The organism is Aquimarina sp. MMG015, from assembly GCF_018100855.1.
GTDB classification, from domain to species: domain Bacteria; phylum Bacteroidota; class Bacteroidia; order Flavobacteriales; family Flavobacteriaceae; genus Aquimarina; species Aquimarina latercula.
This window is the reverse complement of the sequence record NZ_JAGJEB010000014.1, coordinates 1-23,627: the sequence shown is the minus strand read 5'-3', so window position 1 is coordinate 23,627 and position 23,627 is coordinate 1. Positions and strand designations below refer to the sequence as shown.

Annotated in this window: 21 protein-coding genes and 1 riboswitch; of the genes, 12 read left to right on the top strand and 9 right to left on the bottom strand. The window is 31.8% G+C overall.

All coding sequences use genetic code 11. From position 1 onward, the window contains the following. Window positions 1-10: 10 nt before the first annotated feature. Window positions 11-658, top strand: coding sequence for a diphthine--ammonia ligase (locus J8L88_RS20565; RefSeq protein WP_211061717.1), 648 nt, complete (start codon window positions 11-13; stop codon window positions 656-658). Here the strand turns inward: J8L88_RS20565 and cobC are convergent. From cobC to J8L88_RS20540, 5 genes are all read right to left on the bottom strand, one after another. Beyond that, the gene (gene cobC / locus J8L88_RS20560) at window positions 655-1,173 is read right to left on the bottom strand and encodes an alpha-ribazole phosphatase (RefSeq protein WP_118386644.1); all 519 of its coding nucleotides are present in this window, start codon (window positions 1,171-1,173) and stop codon (window positions 655-657) included. The two genes, J8L88_RS20565 and cobC, sit on opposite strands and share 4 nt — an antisense overlap. Beyond that, window positions 1,158-1,919, bottom strand: coding sequence for an adenosylcobinamide-GDP ribazoletransferase (locus J8L88_RS20555; RefSeq protein WP_118386643.1), 762 nt, complete (start codon window positions 1,917-1,919; stop codon window positions 1,158-1,160). The genes cobC and J8L88_RS20555 overlap by 16 nt, the downstream gene beginning before the upstream one ends. A 64-nt stretch (window positions 1,920-1,983) precedes the next feature. Then, complete coding sequence (locus tag J8L88_RS20550) at window positions 1,984-2,277, bottom strand: hypothetical protein (protein ID WP_211061716.1); 294 nt, start codon at window positions 2,275-2,277, stop codon at window positions 1,984-1,986. Window positions 2,278-2,290: 13 nt separating this feature from the next. Beyond that, window positions 2,291-3,325 (bottom strand): nicotinate-nucleotide--dimethylbenzimidazole phosphoribosyltransferase, encoded by a 1,035-nt coding sequence (gene cobT / locus J8L88_RS20545; protein WP_211061715.1) that lies wholly within the window; start codon window positions 3,323-3,325, stop codon window positions 2,291-2,293. Next, the gene (locus J8L88_RS20540) at window positions 3,326-3,829 is read right to left on the bottom strand and encodes a bifunctional adenosylcobinamide kinase/adenosylcobinamide-phosphate guanylyltransferase (RefSeq protein ID WP_211061714.1); all 504 of its coding nucleotides are present in this window, start codon (window positions 3,827-3,829) and stop codon (window positions 3,326-3,328) included. Window positions 3,830-3,908: 79 nt separating this feature from the next. Then, a riboswitch (cobalamin riboswitch) is annotated at window positions 3,909-4,175 on the top strand. A gap of 76 nt (window positions 4,176-4,251) precedes the next feature. Here J8L88_RS20540 and J8L88_RS20535 point away from each other — a divergent pair. Next, entirely contained in the window at window positions 4,252-6,204 is a 1,953-nt protein-coding gene (locus J8L88_RS20535; RefSeq protein ID WP_211061713.1) for a TonB-dependent siderophore receptor, read from the top strand. 82 nt (window positions 6,205-6,286) lie between these two features. Here J8L88_RS20535 and J8L88_RS20530 read toward each other — a convergent pair whose 3' ends face one another. Continuing rightward, entirely contained in the window at window positions 6,287-7,693 is a 1,407-nt protein-coding gene (locus J8L88_RS20530; RefSeq protein ID WP_211061712.1) for a S41 family peptidase, read from the bottom strand. A gap of 138 nt (window positions 7,694-7,831) precedes the next feature. Between J8L88_RS20530 and J8L88_RS20525 the strand changes: the two genes are divergently transcribed. The 4 genes from J8L88_RS20525 (at window position 7,832) to J8L88_RS20510 (ending at window position 10,060) form a co-directional block, all read left to right on the top strand. After that, the gene (locus J8L88_RS20525; RefSeq protein WP_027393816.1) at window positions 7,832-8,341 is read left to right on the top strand and encodes an RNA polymerase sigma factor; all 510 of its coding nucleotides are present in this window, start codon (window positions 7,832-7,834) and stop codon (window positions 8,339-8,341) included. Next, window positions 8,328-8,816 (top strand): hypothetical protein, encoded by a 489-nt coding sequence (locus J8L88_RS20520; protein WP_051336180.1) that lies wholly within the window; start codon window positions 8,328-8,330, stop codon window positions 8,814-8,816. The genes J8L88_RS20525 and J8L88_RS20520 overlap by 14 nt, the downstream gene beginning before the upstream one ends. Window positions 8,817-8,865: 49 nt before the next feature. Then, complete coding sequence (locus J8L88_RS20515; RefSeq protein ID WP_027393815.1) at window positions 8,866-9,399, top strand: DUF4252 domain-containing protein; 534 nt, start codon at window positions 8,866-8,868, stop codon at window positions 9,397-9,399. Between the two features lie 112 nt (window positions 9,400-9,511). After that, a complete protein-coding gene (locus J8L88_RS20510; RefSeq protein ID WP_027393814.1) occupies window positions 9,512-10,060 on the top strand; it encodes a DUF4252 domain-containing protein in 549 nt (182 codons plus the stop codon). An 83-nt stretch (window positions 10,061-10,143) separates the two neighbouring features. Here J8L88_RS20510 and purB read toward each other — a convergent pair whose 3' ends face one another. From purB to J8L88_RS20495, 3 genes are all read right to left on the bottom strand, one after another. Further along, entirely contained in the window at window positions 10,144-11,487 is a 1,344-nt protein-coding gene (purB, locus tag J8L88_RS20505) for an adenylosuccinate lyase (protein ID WP_027393813.1), read from the bottom strand. A 159-nt stretch (window positions 11,488-11,646) separates the two neighbouring features. After that, window positions 11,647-12,198, bottom strand: a complete 552-nt coding sequence (locus J8L88_RS20500; RefSeq protein WP_211061711.1) for an adenylosuccinate lyase — start codon at window positions 12,196-12,198, stop codon at window positions 11,647-11,649. A 33-nt stretch (window positions 12,199-12,231) separates the two neighbouring features. Beyond that, on the bottom strand, window positions 12,232-12,909 hold the full coding sequence (locus J8L88_RS20495) for an NAD-dependent deacylase (protein WP_211061710.1): 678 nt from the start codon (window positions 12,907-12,909) through the stop codon (window positions 12,232-12,234). A 438-nt stretch (window positions 12,910-13,347) separates the two neighbouring features. On the opposite strand from J8L88_RS20495, the gene J8L88_RS20490 reads away from it, so the two are divergent. The 6 genes from J8L88_RS20490 to J8L88_RS20465 all read left to right on the top strand — a co-directional run. Next, window positions 13,348-14,085: a LytTR family DNA-binding domain-containing protein gene (locus tag J8L88_RS20490; protein WP_027393810.1), complete on the top strand. Its 738-nt coding sequence runs from the start codon at window positions 13,348-13,350 to the stop codon at window positions 14,083-14,085. A gap of 1,264 nt (window positions 14,086-15,349) precedes the next feature. Next, a complete protein-coding gene (locus J8L88_RS20485; protein WP_211061709.1) occupies window positions 15,350-17,416 on the top strand; it encodes a tetratricopeptide repeat protein in 2,067 nt (688 codons plus the stop codon). Between the two features lie 109 nt (window positions 17,417-17,525). Beyond that, window positions 17,526-18,197: a response regulator gene (locus J8L88_RS20480; RefSeq protein ID WP_027393808.1), complete on the top strand. Its 672-nt coding sequence runs from the start codon at window positions 17,526-17,528 to the stop codon at window positions 18,195-18,197. 464 nt (window positions 18,198-18,661) lie between these two features. Further along, complete coding sequence (locus J8L88_RS20475; protein WP_211061708.1) at window positions 18,662-18,826, top strand: hypothetical protein; 165 nt, start codon at window positions 18,662-18,664, stop codon at window positions 18,824-18,826. 46 nt (window positions 18,827-18,872) lie between these two features. Continuing rightward, window positions 18,873-19,037: a hypothetical protein gene (locus J8L88_RS20470; RefSeq protein ID WP_155839703.1), complete on the top strand. Its 165-nt coding sequence runs from the start codon at window positions 18,873-18,875 to the stop codon at window positions 19,035-19,037. A 1,231-nt stretch (window positions 19,038-20,268) separates the two neighbouring features. Further along, on the top strand, window positions 20,269-23,627 hold a 3,359-nt coding region (locus J8L88_RS20465), incomplete at its 3' end, for an S-layer family protein (RefSeq protein ID WP_211061707.1).

Here is a 23,627-nt window from a genome sequence, read left to right as displayed (position 1 = left end):
ATAATATGACATGTCATTTTTGTGTTCTTGGAGTGGAGGGAAAGATAGCTGTTATGCAATGCATATTGCTATTGAACAAGGCCATGAGCCTTCGGTTTTATTAAATGTACTAAATGAATATGGCGATCGGTCTAGATCACATGGAATTCCAAAAGAAATATTGGGAGCGCAGGCAAGTGCTATGAAGTTACCTATCCATTTTTTTGAAAGTACATGGACTGATTATGAACGATTGTATATCGAAAACTTAAAAGAGTTAACCGATTTATATGATTTAAAATCTGCTGTTTTTGGAGATATTGATATTCAATCTCATAGGGACTGGGAGGAGAAAGTGTCCAATGCTGCAGGTTTAAAAGCGATGTTGCCTATCTGGCAACAATCGAGAAAGCAGTTGGTGCTAAATATGATTGATCATGGAATTGAAGCCCTAATTGTTTCTTGTAATCATACGTTAGGACCGGATTTTTTAGGAAGAAGTATAGATAGACAACTTATCAAAGATTTAGAAAATTTAGGGGTGGATGCTTGTGGAGAAAATGGAGAGTATCATACATTAGTGGTAAATGCTCCGCTGTTTAGAGAACGACTTGATGTTCATGTAGTGGGAAAAGAAACTTCTTCTAACTATAATTTTGCGACACTACGGTTAGGTTAGATTTTAATTACATCTCCATAATTTATTTTTATTTTAAAAGAATCTTTGAGGTCTATTTGTCTAATATGAGCAAGTAAAGCTCTTATGGCTCCTGCGTGAGCTACAATTATTACTTTATTATTTAAAGAATGATCTAGAGATTTGTAAAACTGGATCATACGATGCTGTAACATAACATAAGATTCTCCATTGGGGACCTTAACATTTACAAAATCTTCCATCCATGGATTTAGTTCTTCTTGCGGAATATCATTCCAGTTTTTTAATTCCCAATCACCAAAATCTAATTCCTGTAATCTGTTATCAAAAATAGTTTCGATACAGAATGTTTCTGCTAATATTTTACACCGTTTTAGTGGGCTGCTATAAATCTTAGATATTTCTTTGGTTGGTATTTGATTATGAATTTTAATAACCTCAGATTTAAAAGTATCTGTGATGTCTAGGTCACTTTGTCCATAACATATTCCCTTTTGAATATCAGGAGTCGTATGTCTTACTAGATATATTTCCACAACGCTAATATACTAAGGTAAAATACTACTTCACTAAGTTGTTGAACCGCACCAGCACAATCACCAGTTTGGCCACCTATCCATTTTTTAAATTTAGCTGCTAGAAACATTTTAGAAAGATACATAGGGATCAATGTAAGAAAGACTAAGGGATTTAGAAAAAACACTAACGGAACAATCCCAAAAAAAGCACTAATCATAAGCATGGAAATACTCATGCTCTTTGCTGCGGGTTTAGCTTTGCTATCTTCGGTATCACGAACATATGGATGGGTAAAAATAAGTGTGGTCGCTATAAACCTACTAAGACTATGACCAGAGATTATAATTAACGGAATATATACGGGAGCTATTTCTCTTAAAGCAGAAAATTTAATCGCCAGTAATAACAAAATTCCAATAGTTCCATAGGTTCCTAATCGAGAATCTTTCATGATCAAAAGAATTTTTTCTTTAGTCCAACCACCACCAAAACCATCGCAAACATCTGCAAATCCATCTTCATGAAATGCTCCTGTTGCATAAATAGTACTAAACATAGAAAGAAGTAAAGAGATTTCTAGTGAGAACAAGAAAGAGAATCCATAGAATATTGAAGCTCCAATTCCTCCAATTAAAATACCCACTAAAGGAAAGTACTTAGAACTCTTACGTAAATACCCTGGATCGTGATTGACCCATTTAGGACAAGGGATTCTTGTGAAAAACATAAGAGCAGTAAAAAATATATGGATCTCTTTTTTCATAAATATTAACTCTTAGATTTTGATGAATATTGATGTTTGTAAAATAGTTTTAAATAAAATACTTTCAGAAATTTATAAAGACGGAGATGAATAATATACTAGCTAGTATTATACCTACTATTCCAATTTTACTTTTCTTTAAAACACTCACAATTCCTAAATAAAAACTTAATAATGAGATGCTTATGATAACTATTTTAAATAATTTTCTAAATGATGCTAGATCATTAATAAAAAGGAAATTTATTTCCTTTCCAGTGATAAGACTATTTTGTATTTCATACATTAACGTATGATATTTATATGTAAAGAAAAAACCAATTGTAGCGATCAATATGGATAAGACTCCTTTTTTCATTTAGAAGTAGGTTTTATTCGTTTGTAGTAACTTCTGCTTCTTCAAAACTAGCCATATTATTTAGGAATGATACCGCAGATTCTAAAATGGGGTATGCAACCGCTGCACCAGTACCTTCGCCTAATCGCATTCCTAGATTTAATAAAGGTGTTTTTTCTAGAAAGTTTAATATTTTTTGATGCCCTTGTTCCTCGGATGAATGTGCAAAAATACAATAGTCCAATACGTTTTTATTAATTGCATTAGCGGCCAATAGGGCAGCAGTTACGATAAAACCATCTATAAGAATGGTCATTTTCAATTCTGCAGCTTTAAGTATTGCTCCAGTAATCATGGCAATTTCGAAACCTCCAAAAGTAGTGAGTGCTTCTATAGGAGAATTGGGATTGTGCTTTTCAAAAACAGTTTTTAAAATCCTTTTTTTTGTTTTAATAGCGTCTCCTTGAACTCCAGTTCCTGCACCGACACACTCCATAATTGGGATCTTTGTAAAATGAGACATCAATAATGCAGCTGCAGAAGAATTACCAATTCCCATCTCACCAAAACCTATTACATTACACCCGTTTTGAAATGTGTTCAAAACGATACGAGACGCTTTAGCAATAGCATTATTACATTGATCTATTGTCATTGCTGGTTCTATTTCATAGTTTTTAGTTCCATACGCTATTTTGGCATCAATTAGCCCCGGAACATTATCAAAATCATGATTTACTCCTGCATCAATAATTTCTAGATGTATCTTATTTTGGATGCAAAATGAATTGATCGCTGCACCACCATTAAGAAAATTATACACCATTTGCTTCGTAACTATTTGCGGGTAAGGATTTACCTCACCTTTTTCTGCGATTCCGTGATCTCCAACAAAAACAAGAATTGTTGGATGTTTTAATTGTGGATTTGTTTTATGCTGTATTAATCCTATTTGCAATGCTATTTTTTCAAGCTTGCCTAAGGACCCAACGGGTTTAGTTTTTAGATTAATTTTATGTTGTATTGCGTTTTCTAAAGACTTATCTAATGGAGAAATTTCGAAATTCATTTATTTTATTTTTACAGGTATTCCTGATACCATTAGTATTGCTTGATCAGCGTGTTCTGCTATATGTTGATTCATCCAACCTTGTAACTCTGTAAATTTTCTACCAATCTCTGTCGAGGCGTGGACTCCCATTCCAATTTCATTGGATATTATGATAATGGTAGCGTTAATTTTTAAAAGTTTATCAAACTCTCCTTTTGCTTGTGATAAAGAAAGTTCAATGTCATTTTTAGTATCAACAAAGAAATTAGTAAGCCATAGAGTTACGCAATCAATAACCACTGTTGTATTATTTTTGATAACTTTTGATAATTCTTTTTCTTCTTCAATAGAATCCCATCTTTCATCCCGATCAGCAATATGTCTATCAATACGTGCTCTATGGTTTCCATCCCAAATTCTAGAAGTCGCTAAATATGTGGGATTATCCGAGAGTTCTAATGCGAGATTTTGGGCATAACTACTTTTGCCTGAGCGTTCTCCTCCTGTTACGTAATACAACATTTGTGGTTTTTAAGAGTGTAAATATACTAGTATTACTAATTTATTTATTAAAGAGAACACATTTTCGAAGAAATATGATACATTCGCGCAGAATTTTGGTTTTAAGACACTTTCAAGTGTTAAGAATTAAAAGGGAATCAGGTGAATAAATTATAAATCTATAATGAATGAATCCTGAGCTGTTCCCGCAACTGTAAACTTTGCCAAATCGAGACTGATTGTTATTTCAGTAACGTAGTAGGCGCTTATTGTTATTTCTTTATAACCACTGTTTCGACATTTTCGGAATGGGAAGGTAAACAATAAGACGTAAGCCAGGAGACCTGCCTAAATTCGATATGTCAAACTTTCGGGATAGAAGTTTAGGTATGGGTAAACTGCATACTTTTTTCCGGTAATTGTAAAATTAAGTCATTTAGGAAATGAACAAAAAAGTGTTTTTTGGGGCTACGCTAATTATGTTAGGAGCTCAGGTTATTTCAGCGCAAGAAGTAAACCAAGAAGAAAAGGTAAACGAATTAGATGAAGTGGTAATTTCTGATTCGAAATTTAAATTAAAGAGAGAACAAAGCGGTAAGGTAATTACTAAAATTAGCTCAGAGGAACTTGAGCGCAGCCAAGGTCAATCAGTTGCTACGGTATTAAACAGAGTAGCAGGAGTTTTTGTTAATGGAAGTAATAACGCAGCAGGAGAACCATTAGGAGTGTATGTTCGTGGTGGACGAAATCGTCAAGTTGTGATTAGAATTGATGGTGTTACGGTAAGTGATCCTACTACATCTGCGGGAGACTTTGATTTAAGATTATTATCAACAAGTCAAATTGAGTCTATAGAAATTTTAAAAGGAGCTTCTAGTACCTTATATGGATCCGGGGCGGCGGCTGCAGTAATTAATATTACTACAAAGTCGGAAAGTAAAGATGCTATTGCTGCACAATTTTCTTCTAGTATCGGTACAAACCAATCACAAGATGATCAAGATTATGATATAAACGAATTTGTAAACTTTGCTTCAATCAATGGAACGATTGGTAAAGTAAGTTATTTAGGTAGTCTTTCTCATCAATCTACTGATGGTTTATCAGCTGCAGAAGATCCTCTTGAATCTACTAGCGGAAATACTTTTGATAGTGACGCTTATAATAAATTTAATGTGTATGCAAAAGTTGGTTATCAATGGAGTAAGAATTTTAAGTTTCACTTTTTTGGAAACTTAGATCAGTATAAAACAGATTTTGATGGAGGAGCAGGATTTGATGCTAATAATCAGTTTAATAGTAGGCAATTAAGAGGTGGTAGCTTTTGGGAAGCTAAATACCCAAATGGAAGTTTTACTTTTGTAGATAGTTATGCATTGGTAGAAAGAGAGTTTAACTCTAGTTTTCCTTCTAAATATGAAGGTAAGATATATACTTTTGATGCTTATAATAAATATAACTTTAATAATACATTATATACTGTAATAGGTGCTAATGGTTCTTATAGTGATTTTAATCTTTTTAGTATTCCATTTGGAAGTGATGATTTTGAACAGACAATCAATGATAATGAAGCTGATTTTGATATTATTGATCCATATGTAAATTTGGTATATGCTTCTAAATTTGGTCTTAATATTAATGCCGGAGCACGTTTAAATATCCATAGTGCCTATGGAAATCATATGGTGTATAGTATCAACCCTTCTTATACATATACTTTTGGAGGAAATTATGTAAAAGGGTTAGCTTCTTATAGTACAGCTTATATTACACCATCGTTATTTCAGTTGTATGATACAGCTTTTTTTAGTGGAAATCCTGATTTAGAACCAGAGGAAAGCACTACTATAGAGGCCGGAATTGAATTTTCTCATCAGAAAAAGGCAACGATAAGTGTTGTGTATTTTGATAGAACATCTGAAAATTTTATCACTTTTGATCCTACCACTTTTGTGAATTTGAATTCTACCGAAGATATTGAAGTAAATGGTGTAGAGGTCGAGGCAAACGCACAGTTCTTAGAAGATAAATTATCTATTAATGCTAATTTTACGTATACTAATATTGATAAGTTAGAAAATAATATTCGTATTCCTGAGAATACTATACAAGCGACTATTGGATATCAATTAAGCTCTAAAACATTTACATCGGTAAGTTATCAAATGAATAGTAAAAGAAATGATACTTTTTTTAATCCAGTGACTTTTGCTTCAGATCCGGTAGAGTTAGATGGTTACGGAATTTTAGATTTCTATATAAGTCATCAATTAATGGATAATCTTAGTATTTATGCAGCTATGAATAATGTTACTAATGAAGAGTATCAAGAGATATTTGGTTTTAGTACGAGAGGTAGAAATGCTCGAATTGGATTTAACCTGAAGTTTTAAAACTTGCATTTTTAAATATAAAAAAGTTCCCAGACATAAACGCCTGGGAACTTTTTTGTTAGTATTTGGTTTGTTTTAATCTTTACTTATCAAAGGTTTTATACATTCTTTCGTAGTCAGGTTGATGCATATTACTGTCTCCCAATTCGCTAAACTCAATATTTTTGTTCTGTATGTTGCTTCGATTACCCAAGATAGCGTTAATAGCAGCATTAAGAAGTGGTTCATCAGGATCTCCAAGTACTCCCAGGTTACTATAGTCCTCTGGATTACTTATTTCGGGAGTAAATCCATTAAAATAATCCGTAAAACCAACGGAGTTGATAGTTTTTAAAATCAAAGGTTGCATCGCATAAGTATGACCAAGATTCAGATTTGTTCCGGATCTAAAATAATTATCAGAATCATAAATGGTAGTTGATGCTTGGAACTTACCTCTAGTTACATCTCCTATTTGAGTTACTGTAATATAAGGGTCTAAACCATTTATTATTAGTTCACTCGCAGAAGCCGATCTATTCGTGGTTAGGATGTATACTCTACTAAGGTTAAGACTATTGATTCCATCTCCATTTCTTATCTGATTGTCAAAACGATTGGTGTCCCCAAATTGTGGTTGTCTATCAGAATTCCACTCTTCTGTAGTAAAAACTTCGCCATTAAATTGTCCTGTAATCATACTAGCTAAGTCCTTAGTGGTTTCTGTATCACCTCCACCATTATATCGTAGATCTAATATAAAATCAGTAACACCATCAGATTTAAATTGACCAAAAGCATTATTAAGTTCTGCTTCAAAATTAGATCTAAACCCATTATACATTAGATATCCAACAGGGTTTCCTCCCACATTTAAAGTTTTAGCTAAAAAAACTGGGTTTTCTGTATACTGCGTTTTTGTTAGAGAAACAGATTCTCCTGTTGGTGTAATGTTAGTTCCATCAAAAGTTGCTAAACCAATAGTGTATGACTCAGGAGATAGTAAGGTGGTTGTATTTGAATCTGTGATTTGAGTTCCATCGATAGTATTAAAGATATCTCCTCTTTTTATTCCTTTAGCTTCAGCATCTGTTTCGGGTAATACATAACGAACGTATCCAAAAACTTGTGTTGGTTCATTTGGGTATCGAACTAATCCGAATTCCATTCCATTGTTTAATGTAATGCCATCTAACAATTGTTCTAATGCAATATAATCACTAACAATCCAACTAAATTCATCTTGATCTGCAACTAAGTGATCAAAAAATGATTCTGGAGAATTAAAAGAGTTTAAGAAATCGGTGTATTCTCCATTAGAAGAAAAGCGATCATCTGCTAAATCTGGGACATCTTCCTTATATAGATACCATACATTCATTCCTCTTCTTATAAAATCTTTAATGTCGAGATCAGAAGAAGGTTGTATTACATCATCATTATCATCAAAACAACCGGTAACTATACTTCCTAAGAAAAGAAGCGCAGTAAAATATTTTAGCAATTTCATAAACTTTTTTTGTTTTATATAACCCTAAAAATAGGGACTTTATTATAATTTTAAAAAAATGTGTAACAAATTATATGTATAGTCGTCTCCCTTATATAAAGCTAACAAGTTAGTTTTGTAACAACCAACCAACACAATATGAAGGAAAGAGCATTTATATCGCTTACCAATGGTTTTAAAGACAAGCTGTACAGGTTGGCTAAAAGATTGTTGGTGAGTAATGAAGAAGCAGAAGATGCTACGCAAGAAATATTACTAAAGCTATGGAGGAATAAAACAAAAATGGCTGAGTATAAAAATGTAGAAGCATTTGCGATGACAATGACTAAGAACTATTGCTATGATAAGTTGAAGGCAAAAGAAAGTGGAAACTTAAAAATTGTACATAGTAATTATAAAGATGAACGTCCCTCATTACAACGACAAGTAGAGGCTAAGGATAGTCTAGATTGGGTAGGTAAAATTATGGATGGATTACCAGAACAACAACGTATGATAATCCAGCTAAGAGATATAGAACAATACAATAATGCAGAAATTGCCGAAATGTTAGAGATGAATGAAACAGCGGTTAGAGTAGCATTATCAAGAGGAAGAAAAATAATAAGAGAAGAATTATTAAAAAAACACAATTATGGAGTTGGCTAAACTAGAAAAACTACTGGATAAGTATTTTGAAGGAGAAACGACACTTTCTGAAGAAAAAGAATTAAAGGTTTATTTTACCGGAGAAAGCGTGCCGTCACATTTGGAGAAATATAAAGATTTGTTTCAGTTTTTTTCTGAAGAAAGTCAAGTAACTGCTAGTTCTGAAATTAGTTTAAATACTAATACAAGTAGAGTACCCTGGTATACCTGGATAGGTGTAGCTGCATCAATAGCCTTGATTGTGGGGCTGTTTATAAAAGATATTCCTGCAGGAGTTGATCCAGAAGGTGTATATGGTACCTATGATGATCCTGAATTAGCATTGCAAAAAACCAAAGAAGCCCTTGATTTGGTAGCTAGTTTAATGAATGAGGGCAAAAAGGATTTGGTCTACCTGAACGAGTTCGATACAGCTAAAAAAGAATTAGTGTATTTAAACGAGTTCGAAACAGCCAAAAATAAATTAATAAAATAAAAACGAATATTATTCCTATAACAAAGGAATATCTTAAAATGAATTAATTATGAAAAAGTTTGTAATCATACTATTAGTAGCATTTGTACCATATATTTCTATTGCACAAAGCAATTTTGATAAATACGAAGACATGAACGATGTGTCATCTATTGTAGTAACTAGTAAAATGTTTAAGTTATTAAGTAAGATGGATCTAGAAAGTAATGATCCTGAAATCAAAGATTATGTAAACCTAGTAGAAAATATTGAAAACATTAAAATCTTTGTTACCGAAAAAAATGAAATAGGTCAGAAGATGAAAGCAGATGTGCAAAAGTATCTTAAGAGTACTTCATTAGATGAATTAATGCGTTTTAAAAGCGATGGAAAAAACGTAAAGTTTTACTCTAAGCCTGGTAAAAATGATAATTACGTTACAGAATTGTTTATGTTTTTAGAAGGAATGGAAAATGATGGAGGCCCTAATACAGTAGTAATGACTATTACTGGAGATATTGACCTAAGGCAAGTTTCTAAAATTGCAGATCATTTAAATGTTCCTGGAGGAGAAGAACTTAAGAAAGTGAATAAGAAAAATTAAGCTTATATTTTAGTTTAAGTTACACCCAAGCTTCTTTAGGTAGAAATACCTAAGGAAGCTTATCATCAATCAAATCAACCTGTTCGGCTAGTACGAATAAAAACCAATTAAAATGAAAAATATAATAAAACTAACGTTAGTAGTCTTCGGGATGCTATTTATAAGTTGTAACAGTGAAACATCACTCCAAAGGTATTTTGTGGATCATCAAGGTGATGCAGATTTTGTTGCAGTAGACCTAGCAACAAGTCTACTAGATGCTAGAACTAAAAAAGTAAATCTTTCTGATGACGAGAGAGAAGCGCTAGAAAGTATCAAAAAAGTTAATTTTTTAGCACTACCTCTTAAAGAAGGAACAAAAACAAGATACGAAGAAGAAAAAGCAAAAATCAATACAATACTAGAAGCTAATAAATATGAAACCTTAATGCGGTTTGGTTCTAATGGAACCAAAGCAGTGTTAAAGTTTCAGGGAGAAGAAGATAATATTGATGAGATGATTGTGTTTGCATCTAATGGAGATCGAGGTTTGGCTTTAGTGAGAGTGTTAGGTGATGATATGAAACCAGGAAACGTAGCAAAACTGATGAATGCAATTGATAAAGGAGATGTGGATATCGGTGCTATAAAAGATATTTTAGGAGATGTAAAAATCGATTAATAGTTGTCTATATATAACAAAAAAAGCTTCGACTTATAGGGTCGAAGCTTTTTTGTTTGACTTTATTTGATAATTCTAATGAGCTATATTCCTGTATAATTAGATGGAGTGATGGCTTTTAGTTCTGTTTTTATAGTATCAGAAACCTCAAGCGTCTCTATAAATTCTGAAATAGAATTTTGATTTATTGCAGCATTCGTTCTTGTAAGTCCTTTTAATGCTTCGTACGGATTTGGATATCCTTCTCTTCTTAGGATTGTCTGAATAGCCTCTGCAACTACAGCCCAATTATTCTCAAGATCTTGAGCAAACTTTTCTTTGTTAAGCAATAACTTGTTTAACCCTTTTAGAGTAGCCTGAAAAGCAATTAATGTATGCCCAAAAGGAACACCTACATTTCTTAGTACAGTACTGTCTGTTAGATCTCGTTGTAATCTACTAACTGGTAGTTTGGCAGATAAATGCTCGAATAATGCATTAGCAATACCAATGTTTCCTTCGCTATTTTCAAAATCAATAGGGTTTACTTTATGCGGCATAGCAGAAGATCCAACTTCGCCTTTCTTGATTTTTTGTTTAAAATAATCCATAGACACGTACGTCCATACATCACGATCCAAATCTAGTATAATGGTATTAATACGTTTTAATCCATCAAATAAAGCTGCCATATGATCATAATGCTCGATCTGTGTTGTAGGGAAAGAGTGATGTAATCCTAGTTTTTCTTGTACAAAACGAGTTCCAAAATCTTTCCAATCAATCGAAGGATATGCAACTTTGTGAGCATTGTAGTTACCTGTAGCACCACCAAATTTAGCAGCACTAGGAATATCATTTAATAAATCAAATTGAGCTTCTAATCTAGTTACGTATACCTGAAACTCTTTTCCTAAACGAGTAGGAGAGGCAGGTTGCCCATGTGTACGCGCTAACATAGAGACATCAGACCATTCTTCTACTAATGATTTTAGTTTAGCTAATAATTCTAAATATTGAGGGATATACACATCGCCGATTGATTCTTTAATGCTTAATGGTATGGCAGTGTTATTAATATCCTGAGATGTTAAACCAAAATGTATAAACTCTTTATATTCCTGTAAACCTAGAATGTCAAACTTTTCTTTTATAAAATATTCAACCGCTTTTACATCGTGGTTGGTAACTTTTTCTATGTCCTTTATTGCTTGAGCATCTTCAGTAGAAAATTCTGTGTAGATTTTTCTTAGTTTTTCAAAAATTGCTGCATCAATATCTTTTAATTGCGGTAATGGAATCTCACATAAAGCAATAAAGTATTCTATTTCTACCAATACACGATACTTTATTAAGGCTTCTTCGCTAAAATATGTGCTTAATGATTGTGTTTTAGAAGCATAACGACCATCAATTGGCGAAATAGCTTGCAGAGGAGATAATGACATAACGTTGATTTTTTGAAAGGTGCAAAGATAATTTATTTAATAAGGAATAACGAAGTACAAAGAACGATTTTTTGATTGTCTACATATCAAAGATTAAAATTGAAGATTTATATGAATTTCATAATTATATAGATAGAAATTATGATTTATATTAATTCTCTATATCTTTTTTAAAATCATTCGGGATCGAGCTTTATAAGCAGCACTGCCACTATGGTAGTTGTTTTCTAATGTAATCTTTAGTTCTGGGTGTATCCAATCGAACTCCGTTCCCAGAAGATATAAACTGGTCATAGAATAAGCCTTAGGAGCTACTTTTTGATCAGAAATGAGCCAATCAAAACAGGTTTCTGTTATTTTTTCTAAATGTAATGTTGAGACCATTTCCCGAACTACAGGTAGTTTTTCTTTATAGTAGGAGAGTATTAGGTATTCACATATTTTTGCCATGGGGCGTACTGCAGGATCTTGATGAACTTTAGGTATGAGTTCTACAAAGGCATCTATATAAGGTAAAATAGCTTCTAACTTTTTTTTACATAAAAACTCTAATCCCCACGAAGCTCTACACGAGATCTCATCATCCACTTGATTGCAGATTTCGATAAGTTGAGGTAGTAGCTCAGGATTTTGCAAAATTAGGTTGGCAAAATGATTTCGTTTTTCTCTAGAGTGGTTGGTTCCTCTAATTTCCTCTTCTAGGTTGATCATTAATTTTTAATTCTTTTAATATCCGTATGTCAATTACCCAACTAATTCCTGTACTACCTGCGGAACCCCAATTGTAGCTTTTTCTGCTAATATGGTTAGATTTTCTTTTGGAGAAATAGCAGGTTTAGGATCTATAAAATATATAGGTGTATCCGTAGGAGCAAATTGTACCAAACTAGCGGCCGGGTATACTTGCATAGAAGTTCCTATAATAATAAGAATATCTGCTTGTTCTGTAATTTTTATAGCCTTATCCAGCATAGGTACCTCTTCTCCGAACCATACAATGTGTGGTCGTAACTGAGAATTATGTTCACATAAGTCACCAAGATTAAGATCTGTTTTCCAATCTAAAACTAGATTCTCATCAAATTGACTTCGGACTTTTAAGAGTTCTCCGTGTAGGTGTACCACATTACTACTTCCTGCACGTTCATGGAGATCATCTACATTTTGTGTTACAATCGTAACTTTATGTGTTTTCTCTAGTTCTACTAGTGTTAGATGCCCTTGGTTAGGACTTACGGTTGGTAACTGACTTCGTCTTTTGTTATAGAACTCTAATACTAATTTGGGGTTGTTATTCCATCCGATTGGGGAGGCGACTTCCATAATATCATGACCTTCCCATAATCCATTAGCATCTCTAAAGGTATTAATACCACTTTCTGCACTAATTCCTGCGCCCGTGAGCACAACTACGTTTTTCATTAGAATTTGTTTTTCTAAAACTATTTAAAATATTTTAATTAGTAGATCTGTTTCTAAATAAAATAATAGAATTCATGGATAGAATGATTTATAAAAATTAGATGTAAACTGTAAATGTTTGATTACTAGTAATTGTGCAAAACATTGGTTTATCCTGTGTTTTCTAGGTTAATTTCACTTTTTTTAGGTCATATATACTAATTCTTTTCTTTTTTCGTTTAGAGAATCTAAACCCCATAAACCGATAACATGCAATATATTTCGATCAAAGAAATCCCCTTAAACCCCGTTAATAGTACGGCTCCGTATTAATATTGTGGTTTTACCGTAACCTTGATATTATTAAAAAACATAACTTGTAGTCAGTAAATGTGTACAATTTTTTTTTGAATACTGACAGTATTTAATAACCAACGCTAACCTTTAATTGTTTACCTCATGAAATACCCTTACATCATTATTGATAATGATCAGAATTCTGCACGCACAATTCAGATCGCATTAGAAGATCACAATGATTATATCTGTACCGGAATTGCTAAAAATGAGCAAGAAGCGTTGGACTTAATTTTAGAAAGAAAACCTAGATTGGTTTTTCTTGAACCGGAAGTTCCGGGAGTTCAATCGTCCAAAACACAGTATAATTTATTGTCAGAACTAACTAAGTATATGACAAACTTGCCTGAGTTTATCATTATGACTAAAACTACCGAGTATGCTATAGAAGGTATACGTAATAGTGTGCTGGATTATATTCTAAAACCTCTAAGCAAAAGTGATCTTATTAAAACCTTATTAAGGTTCGAGAAGGACTTTGATGAAGTGTTGGATAATACGCTGTGCTTTAAGTCTTATGGAGATTATCGCTTTGTTAATATTGACGAAGTATTATATCTAAAAGCGGATAATAATACTACGGATTTTATGATGAGCAGTGGTAATAAGGTAGAAGCTTTTAAGACGCTTAAGCACTTTCAGAATCTATTACCAGATCATTTTGTTCGCATCCATAATAGTTATATAATCAATACTAAATATGTATCTAGGATACATTTTGGTAAAGCAAAATGTGCTATTAAGAACACCAGTGATATGATTCCTTTTTCTAAATCCTATAAGACAAACGTAGAAGAGATAAAGGATACACTAGCAAAAAATAGTTTCTTATATGTGTAGGAAAAAGCACTAAGAGACTGATAATGATTAGGATGTTATTTATAAGTATCTAGTAAATGTGTATGATGACAGCCAAATTGTTTTATTTGATAATATATCACACAATATCATTTGTATAATAAAACGCAGGTCTAGAAAACCTCCCAATTCGGGGAGGTTTTTTTGTTTTTAATAGAATTTAGTAATAATAAAGGAGGAATTTTCTGTCTGGATTATTTTTGTTTTGATTGATAATTTTACTTGTTTATAGTAAAAAAGTAAATTTTGTGGTTGTAGAATTCCCTTGTTTTCAGAATAGATTTTGTGTCACTTTGTCTTTTTAGTTTCATGTTTCTGAAAAGTTATTATATATGTAGAGGTTTATTTTTTTGGATAAAAAAATTCCCGCTACTATCTAGTATTTATTTCTTGCTGTACGGTTTTTGGGAAGTGGGGATTTTTTCGATTTATTTTGAAGCTAAATACTTACATGTGTTCAAGGGAATTTTTTTGTGGAAATTCGGGGAAAATATATAACTCTTTATCTTTCAGTGGTCAAGACGGTTTAATTTGTAAAAAGACACGATACTTCGTTTTATCTGATTTTTGTTTTTTTTAAGCTTTTTTTATGGTTTATTTACCGGAACTGAATAGGTAATCTATTTCCTACACTTTTAAGTGTTTTTTAAAATCGGTTCATCCACTCGTGTAATCTACCCATCTACTTCCTAGAGGTATCCATCTACTAAACACACCTTAATATATTAGGCGCGAGGGGGCAATCTCCCTACATTTGTAGTGTACAATTAAGGTTATCAACCTATTACACATTTACTAAAAGGATATACAAAGAGAAATCTAAGTATTAGCTGGCCAGCGAAATCCTTAACAACAAAAATTAGAGTGAACGAAAGTCCATTCGAGCAGGGCAAAAAAAGTCTTGAAAAGGAAAAATTTTAATAACAAATAATTACAAACCAGAATAAAATATAATTATAAAAGATAAACCGTTATGAAAGCTATAAAAACTATATTCGCAGTATTATTCGTAAGTTCAATGTTCATCGCTTGTGAGTCAGACAGTATTAATGAAGAAGTAGGAATTGATGAGGTAGAATTCGAAACTTTAGCAGGTGAGGAGGATGATGAAGAAATCGACCATGGAAATTAAAAGGGTAAACACATAAAAATAAATGAAGAGTCTATTAATAGGCTCTTTTTTATTTTTGTATATTTATTTAAAGTATAGTAAGTTTGATTATTGAGCTAATAAAATTACGTTAGAATGACTAAGTTTTCTTCGAATAGCGTTGTCGTAAGTATGTTCTTTTTATTTTTCATTTTTTTAATGGGATGTGATAATATGGTTATTGATGATAATGATGAGGTAAAATTAAAAACAAATTTAATAGAAGAGTATATTGCCAAAGCAAATGATAATGAAATATCAAATAAAGATAGAAAACTTAATGCCAACAACGCTTACAATCTAGCGATAGGTCTTGAAGATAGTTTTTATAAAAGAAAAAAATATGGTGAAATTTCCTCAATCTATAGAAGATTAGAAATTTATAATAAATCAAAAAATGTTACAGATGAAATGTTAGATCTTGCGGTTTCAATAAATGATTCTATTGGTATTGCTAGGGCTTATGTTAATTATGGAGTTTTTTACAGGAATACAATTTTAGATAGTGCATATATAAATTTCAATAAAGCTGACAAGATATATACAAGTCTAGAAAACAGTAATTCTTCCAATGTAGCGGAACAAGCATTTGATCATGGTTTAATTTTACTTGACTTGGCAAAATTAACAAGAAAAGTAAAGGATTATGGTGAAAGTGAAGATTTAACAACTCAAGCAATTAGGAAATTTGAACTATCCGGCAACCTTGCTTATTTACCATTATCTTATAATAATTTGGGTATTGTTGCTAAGCATATGGACCGTTATGATGATGCTGTGTTTTATTCTGAGAAAGCAATTGAAAGTGCTAAGAATACTCCTAAGGAAACACTTTATGCCGTAATTTGTTATAATAATATAGGTACCGTTTATAAATCTCAAAAGGACTATAAAAAAGCAATAGAATATTATAAAAAAGCGTTATCCTACAAAAGTTTTCTTGATAAAAGACCAAAGAGATATGCTAGATACTTAGATAATTTGACGTATGCTAAATTTTTACTAAATAAAGATAATGATAGCATCTTGGAGTTGTTTAATAAATCTTTAAAAATTCGAGATAGTGTAGATGATATTGTCGGGCTTTCTACAAATAATTTACATTTAGCAGAGTTTTATCAGCATAAAGGAATCGATAGCCTTGCTAGGATATATGCATTAAAGGTTAAAGAAGCGGCTCCTTTAGTAAATAATAATGTAGAACTCCTTCAATCGTATCAATTGCTAACAGAGGTTTCTGATAGTGAAGAAGGTATAAAATATGCTCGAAATCATATAAAGCTAAGTGATAGTTTGGTGAAGGAAGAACGTTCTTACAATAACAAATTTGCAAGAATTCAGTTCGAAAGTGAGAAAAATAAAGAAGAGATCGCGGCTATAAGTCGAGAAAATCAATATTTAATTTTTGCTATTCTAGGTTTGTCTATATTATCCTTATTGGGATATGTAATTTTTAAACAGCAGCAGAGTAATAAAGAGTTATTATTCGAGCAAAATCAGCAACAATCCAATCAAGAGATTTATCGTTTACTACTTAGTCAGCAATTAAAATTAGAAGAAGGACGTAAATTAGAACAACATCGTATGTCCGAGGAGTTGCATGATGGTGTGTTGGGTAGATTGTTTGGTGTACGATTAAGTCTGGATGGGATCAATCAGCGAGCTAATGATGGATTTACAGATGCCAGAAATAAATATATAGACGAGTTAAAATCCATAGAACGAGAAATTAGATTGATCTCCCATGATCTTGGTACAGAAACCTTATCACCTGATATTGCTTATGTGGATGTAGTAGAGAGTTTGGTGAGTGATTTATGTACGGTACATAAAATGGATTTTGCATTTGCTAATGATGAAAACATAGATTGGGAGACGGTAGATGATCAGAAAAAAGTAAATCTGTTCCGTATTATACAAGAGTCTTTGCAGAATATATTTAAGCACGCTCGTGCAAAAAGCGTAAAAATAAACTTCGATTATGTGGATGATAAAATAAATCTTACTATTTTAGATGATGGAATAGGATTCAAAAGCAGTAAGGTCAAAAGGGGAATTGGTTTAAAAAATATTACATCTAGAGTTACTCAAATGGATGGTGTAGTAGATTTTATAAGTAATCAGGATTCAGGTACAAAAGTATCTGTTGGTATACCAATTTAATTAATGTAAAAAGTTGTCTGATCCGGTTTTCCATATAATAATAGGTGATAACTATAGTTACTACTATATAGAACCGATAGGATAACAACTGACACACAAAATTTTAAAGATGAAGAAAAAGTTAAAAGTTCTTATGATTGATGATCATCCAATGATTATTGAGGGATACAAGAACACCTTATTAGGAGAAAATCAAAAAGAATATCAGATTAAAATAGATATCGCATCCAATTGTGATGATGCATATGATAATATTCTAAAATCTTCTAAGACGACTCCTTATGATATGCTTTTTGTGGACATTAAATTACCACCTTCTTCTGATGGGAAAATTACATCCGGAGAGGATTTAGCAAAACATGCAAAAGAATTATTACCTAAGGCTAAGATTATTATTCTTACCATGCATAGAGAAGATCATAGGATTCATAATATATTAAAGAATATAAATCCATCAGGATTTTTAATAAAAAGTGATCTTACTTCTAGTGAGTTATTATTGGCTTTTAATAATATAGTAAGTGGTACTCCTTATTATAGCGCTACGGTGAATAATCATTTTAGAAAAATGATGACTAATAACTTCTCGTTAGATGAGAAAAACCTAAAGATTTTATATCATTTGTCTAGAGGTGTAAAAACAAAGAATTTACCTAATTACGTAAGTTTGTCATTGAGTGCAATTGAGAAGCGTAAGAATCAGATAAAAGAAATGTTTTCTATTGCAAAGGCAGATGATCAAAAATTATTAGAAGAAGCACGTAAAAGAGGTTTTGTATAGGATATAAAACACTTTTTTAAACTAATATGATAAGAAGGATAGCTATTTGCTATCCTTTTTTTATTTGGTAATATATTGATAGAGAGTAAAATATTGTAATACCACCAAGTTAAACATAAAAAAAATGGAATAATCTAATTTTTATACAGGGGATTTTTCCCTTAATTTTGAATAAAATTAACTTTTTTTTATGATCTGTAATCTATTTTTCTTGATTAGCGTTAATTCTGTTGTTAATTGAGGTAAAGCCGTAATGGCGACAATGTATTTATATTTGATTTTCAGTAGATTAGCAACGTATTAATAATGTGCTTTAATACTTCACACAAACTTTCTTTTTATAGTTCCTTTTTCTGAAATCATAAGATGTATGATGTTTTTTAGAAGAATATCATAATATGGATTTTCGACATAATCTGTAAGTGTCGTAAAATGTTTACAGAAAAATCAAATTTATTTTAATTATGAAAAAGTTATCAAGTTTACAGGGTGTGAGTGTTTTAAGTAAAAAAGCACAAAAAACTGTTCATGGAGGGGATTATGTTATGGCTAGCTGTAGCGACTATTGCCCAGGAACAGTGCAGGGTAATATTTTTACCGGACAGTGCACTTGTATTACAGGAGAGTAATCAATATACCCCATATCCTTTAATATAAACCTAAAATTATTTAATTATGAAAAATCTAAAAAGTGTTATCGGTGTAACTGTATTAAGTAAAAATGCACAAAAAACAGTTCACGGTGGTGATTATGTTATGAGTAGTTGTAGTGATTATTGTCCAGGAACTGTTCAAGGAAACATCTTTACAGGTCAATGCACATGTATTACCGGAGAATAATGACTTAGACAACATTATGACATATAAACAATAGTAAAACCTTCCTTGATCGGAGGGTTTTTTTTATTGAAAGTAATGGTTAAAACTAATACAGTATAAATATTTATTAAAGTTTGAGCTTCATTGTAAACTGGTATTGGTTACTCATTAATTAGACTTTTGTTACAAATTGTTTTTAAGATGTAATATTCCCCATATTTTTTAAAATTAAATTTTTGATTATTTTTTTATTTAACGGGGAATTTGTGTGAATAATTTATGTATTTTTTAAAGGGAAATATCTCTTTAATGTGTTTTGTTATTTTGTTTTAGAACTTAATCTTGTTTTATTATTACGGTTTTTAAGTAGATATTTTGAGGTTATTATTTGTTGATAATCAGATTAATATAAGTAAATTTAAAATGTTAAAAATTATATTGATGTTTTTTTGTTGTTTGATATCAATGTTATTGAGTTTTATGTTAATTTTTAACACGTTGATTTATGGCAATTTTTAACATTTTAACACTTGTCTTTTTTTAAGTGTTTTTAAAATGTTTTTATTGTTTTTTTTTTAAAATAATCGTTGTCTTTTTTTGTACGTTTTTAATTAAAATTTGATCTATGTTATTTAATGTTAATATGGCTTTATCAGTTGATTAATTAAAAGTAATAAACTCATAATAATAGGTGTGTATGAAAATAATTACTTTAAGGAATAAACTATCATTACATGTATATGTAACTATGATTTTCTGGTTAAGTGACTTTTACTCTTTTTTTATAAAAAGATTTTTGAAACTGGTTAGATTTCTAAAAAAAAGAAATACTAAGAATCTACTGAATATATGTTGGGAATTCTTTTTTCAAAACAAATTACTAAATAAAGTATTTTATTTTTTTCAATTACTTCCTAATGCTTTTCTACCTCGTATTAGGAATTCTCAAGTAAACCTACTCTGTACCCATATTTATATAATAAACTTTAAAGTACTTGATCTGTACAAAAATGCTTTTCGACTAATGATAACCACTGTTTTATCGATAAACAAAAATTTTCTAAAGTGGTTTTTTCTAAGTTTAAAAAAAGGAAAAGCAATTAAATGGTTAAGTACTCCTCTAGGACTATATATGTAAGTAGGTACTTCATATATAAATCCTAAGCTTATTAATAGTAAAGAATAATCAACTGTTTGTATTTACTATTAACTGAAATTGTTTTAAGAAAATATTAAAATCTAAGGTGTACTGATGCAAAAAATCAATAATAAAACTATTATTAATCGATTAATCTTTTTAGATAAGGATAATACAAAGGTTAAATTGGGATATAAAAAATCCAAAAAACTCAAATTCTTTTTATCTGTTTTATATTTTGTTTGTTTTATCAATCCTACGGGTCTTTTTTCTCAGAAGGAATTATCAATCACAAAAGTTGAAGCATATCAGAATTTTTATCCGCAGGACCAAGAAAATAGATTGAAGGGTAATGATTTATTGCTAAGAAGACCAAAAGTAGAGTTTAAGACAGAATCATTACCAGTATTTTCAAGTAGGTCATTTTCTTCGAGATCACCATCGGATCCTCCTACATTGGATTTAGATGAGTTTACTGCTGGTAACAATTATGAATATAATTTAGAGCCAACAACAGGTAATGTTTTTGCTATTTCTAGAGGAAATGTTGCAATTACTTCGGATACAGGTACTTTATCTAGTGCTACGATAACCGTTAGTGGAACTGTAGATCCAGCTGAATTACTGGCAATAAATAATGGAGCAGGTTTTGATTTGTATTTTTTTGCAAATCCTCCTAATACCTTCACTTATGATAGAGGAGGAGGTATTGTTTTACAGGTATCCCGAACGGGGACTACCTTTACCATTACAGAAACTACCAATGATCCTATTCCTAATAACGTTTTTGAAGATTTTATTCAAGTTATATTTTACGGAGATTTAACAGATCCGTATACCGAAGGAACGAGAACGATAGACATTACATTAAATGATTCAACAGGAGGTTCCTCTTCATCTCAGACTATAATTAATGTAACAAGATTACCAGAAGCTTTTGATGATAATAACAGCATTGCAGCTAATTCTATGACAGCTGTTACAGGAAATGTGTTAACGAATGATGTAGATAATACACCAGGAGAGGTGTTATCAGTATCAGAGGTAAATGTATTTCCATCAGAAGTTGGCACGAGTTATAATACCCTTTATGGAACTTTTATAATTCAGTCCAACGGATCGTATTCTTATACAGTAAATACAGCCAATCCGGCAGTCGCTGGATTAGTGAATGGGACTAGTTTAGATGATATTGTTGCATATACCGTAGAAGATCTAGAAGGAAATTTTGATTATGGTATTTTAACGATTACCATTAATGGTGTTGATGATCCTCCAACAGCAGTCGATGATACTAATAGTGTGACTGTTTGCGTTTCTAATACGGCAACTAGTAACCTTATTGAGGGGGATGGTGTAAATGGTCAAGACTTATTAGATAGACCATTATCTATGTTAGTTTGGGAAAGTCAATTTACAAATGGACAAGAAGTAAATGGTTTATCAAGAACAATTGATGGTATTACACTAAATTTCACAGAGGCGGATCCAGATAATATAGGAACTATTAGTAATCTTACTTCTCAGAATACAGCTACTAATGGAGGTCATACAGGATATTTATTGTTTAATATAGATCCTGCCACAAACCCAAATACAGATACCTCTATAACTATTGATTTTGATCAAGAAGTTTTTAACCTTGGATTTTTAGTGGTGGATATAGATTATTCTCAGGGTACAACTTGGCAAGATCAAATTACCATTCACGGTTTTTTAAATGGTACACCTGTAAATTTTACGAATACGATAACTGGTGGAATAGTGGATGCAGGAGGTGATACATATTATGGTACAGGTACTGCAATAGAGGCTGATGCTACAGGTAATATCAATGTAGCATTTGATGGCCCTATAGATCAATTAGTGTTATCATATAATTACGGCCCAGATGCAACCGCTGCAGATCCAGGTGCACAAATAGCAGGTATTTCGGATATTTTTTGGCAAGGAGATAATGGGGTAACTGTAATAACAATTAATGGAACTCCAGTAGTAGGGCCAACGACAGTTGCTACGACTTATGGTTTTATTACTGTTAATCCCGATGGTACATATGTTTATACGGTAGATAAAACAAATCCAGCAGTAGCAAACTTATTGGTAGGACAAACACTAACTGATACGATTCCGTACACTTTAAGGGATGCTTTATCGAATACTGATGGAGCTAATCTTATAATTACCATTAATGGATCCGCAGTAGATACGGATATGGATGGAGAACCGGATTGGACAGATTTGGATGATGATAATGATGGAATACTAGATGAGAATGAATGTTATGTCAGTACTGTTCTTATAGGAAGTCCGGATGGAGTAGAGGATGGTAATTTTGGTATGGGGTATTGGGATACAGAGTATTATAGTGGGCATTTTGCAATTGTAGGTTCTACTTTTGGAAATAGTAATCAGAACAGTACACTTAATGGTTCTGTGGGTACACCTACTTTTGTTGGAGAGGCTTTTTTAGGTGGAAATTCTTTAAGCTTTAATGAATCAGGATCTTATGCTGAGACTTCGCCAGGAGTTTTTGATACAAATACGAGTACAGGTTTAGTTCCTCCAAGTTATGTAGGAACAAATATAAATGATGTAGGTTTTCAGCCTTATTACCAAACGATATTCAAACGTGAAGCTGATATAGATGGAGTGCTAACCTTTGGAAGCACTGGATTTAGTGTTGATGATGTATTCGAGCTTTTTATTAATGGAACCAGAGAAGTTTTTGCTTCTTTTTGTTGTGGAGCTTCAGATTCTCCAAACGATTCTTTTAGTTTTAATGTTACTAAAGGAGATGATTTAGAAATTAGGTATACTAATTTAGGTTTTGTAGGTAGTTTTCAATTTAATTTAGAATTAACGCCTTCTTGTAATATGGATGTTGATGGAGATGGCGATCCTAATGGACAGGACTTGGATAGTGATAATGATGGTTGTGATGATGTCATAGAATCAGGTGGAGTTGATACAACTCCAGAAGATGGTGTTTTAGATGGTACAGGTTTTGATGGAAATGGTCTAGTAACCGGTGGTACCGGTGGTTATAATGGAGTGACTGGTAATGAGGTTGTTGCGACACAATTGACGGTGACAACTACTCCTGGAAATGAAACGGTAAATGCTGGAGAAACGGCTACATTTAGTGTAACTGCAACTGCCGAATCTACAACTACTTTTGTTACAGGGACACCAAATTATACAATTCCTCCTGCGACAAACGTTTCTGGAGCTATAATTTATCAATGGCAAAGAAATGGAACTAATATTGATGGTACTACAGATGGTGGAGTTTATACAGGATTTAATGGTGCTACCTTAACTATTACAAATCCTACAACAAGCCTTAGTGGGAATATATATAATGTAATTGTAACGCACCCTGATAATGTATGTATTAATGAACAGAATAGTGCAACGTTAACGGTTAATCCAACCAGTGATTTATCGCTTAGTAAAGGCGTTGTATTAAC

What these genes read in the sequence shown, in the direction of transcription:
- J8L88_RS20565 (WP_211061717.1), top strand. Translation starts at nt 11, where the DNA reads ATGTCATTTTTGTGTTCTTGGAGTGGAGGGAAAGATAGCTGTTATGCA.
- J8L88_RS20555 (WP_118386643.1), bottom strand. Translation starts at nt 1,919, where the DNA reads ATGAAAAAAGAGATCCATATATTTTTTACTGCTCTTATGTTTTTCACA.
- J8L88_RS20550 (WP_211061716.1), bottom strand. Translation starts at nt 2,277, where the DNA reads ATGAAAAAAGGAGTCTTATCCATATTGATCGCTACAATTGGTTTTTTC.
- cobT (WP_211061715.1), bottom strand. Translation starts at nt 3,325, where the DNA reads ATGAATTTCGAAATTTCTCCATTAGATAAGTCTTTAGAAAACGCAATA.
- J8L88_RS20540 (WP_211061714.1), bottom strand. Translation starts at nt 3,829, where the DNA reads ATGTTGTATTACGTAACAGGAGGAGAACGCTCAGGCAAAAGTAGTTAT.
- J8L88_RS20535 (WP_211061713.1), top strand. Translation starts at nt 4,252, where the DNA reads ATGAACAAAAAAGTGTTTTTTGGGGCTACGCTAATTATGTTAGGAGCT.
- J8L88_RS20530 (WP_211061712.1), bottom strand. Translation starts at nt 7,693, where the DNA reads ATGAAATTGCTAAAATATTTTACTGCGCTTCTTTTCTTAGGAAGTATA.
- J8L88_RS20525 (WP_027393816.1), top strand. Translation starts at nt 7,832, where the DNA reads ATGAAGGAAAGAGCATTTATATCGCTTACCAATGGTTTTAAAGACAAG.
- J8L88_RS20520 (WP_051336180.1), top strand. Translation starts at nt 8,328, where the DNA reads ATGGAGTTGGCTAAACTAGAAAAACTACTGGATAAGTATTTTGAAGGA.
- J8L88_RS20515 (WP_027393815.1), top strand. Translation starts at nt 8,866, where the DNA reads ATGAAAAAGTTTGTAATCATACTATTAGTAGCATTTGTACCATATATT.
- J8L88_RS20510 (WP_027393814.1), top strand. Translation starts at nt 9,512, where the DNA reads ATGAAAAATATAATAAAACTAACGTTAGTAGTCTTCGGGATGCTATTT.
- purB (WP_027393813.1), bottom strand. Translation starts at nt 11,487, where the DNA reads ATGTCATTATCTCCTCTGCAAGCTATTTCGCCAATTGATGGTCGTTAT.
- J8L88_RS20500 (WP_211061711.1), bottom strand. Translation starts at nt 12,198, where the DNA reads ATGATCAACCTAGAAGAGGAAATTAGAGGAACCAACCACTCTAGAGAA.
- J8L88_RS20495 (WP_211061710.1), bottom strand. Translation starts at nt 12,909, where the DNA reads ATGAAAAACGTAGTTGTGCTCACGGGCGCAGGAATTAGTGCAGAAAGT.
- J8L88_RS20490 (WP_027393810.1), top strand. Translation starts at nt 13,348, where the DNA reads ATGAAATACCCTTACATCATTATTGATAATGATCAGAATTCTGCACGC.
- J8L88_RS20485 (WP_211061709.1), top strand. Translation starts at nt 15,350, where the DNA reads ATGACTAAGTTTTCTTCGAATAGCGTTGTCGTAAGTATGTTCTTTTTA.
- J8L88_RS20480 (WP_027393808.1), top strand. Translation starts at nt 17,526, where the DNA reads ATGAAGAAAAAGTTAAAAGTTCTTATGATTGATGATCATCCAATGATT.
- J8L88_RS20475 (WP_211061708.1), top strand. Translation starts at nt 18,662, where the DNA reads ATGAAAAAGTTATCAAGTTTACAGGGTGTGAGTGTTTTAAGTAAAAAA.
- J8L88_RS20470 (WP_155839703.1), top strand. Translation starts at nt 18,873, where the DNA reads ATGAAAAATCTAAAAAGTGTTATCGGTGTAACTGTATTAAGTAAAAAT.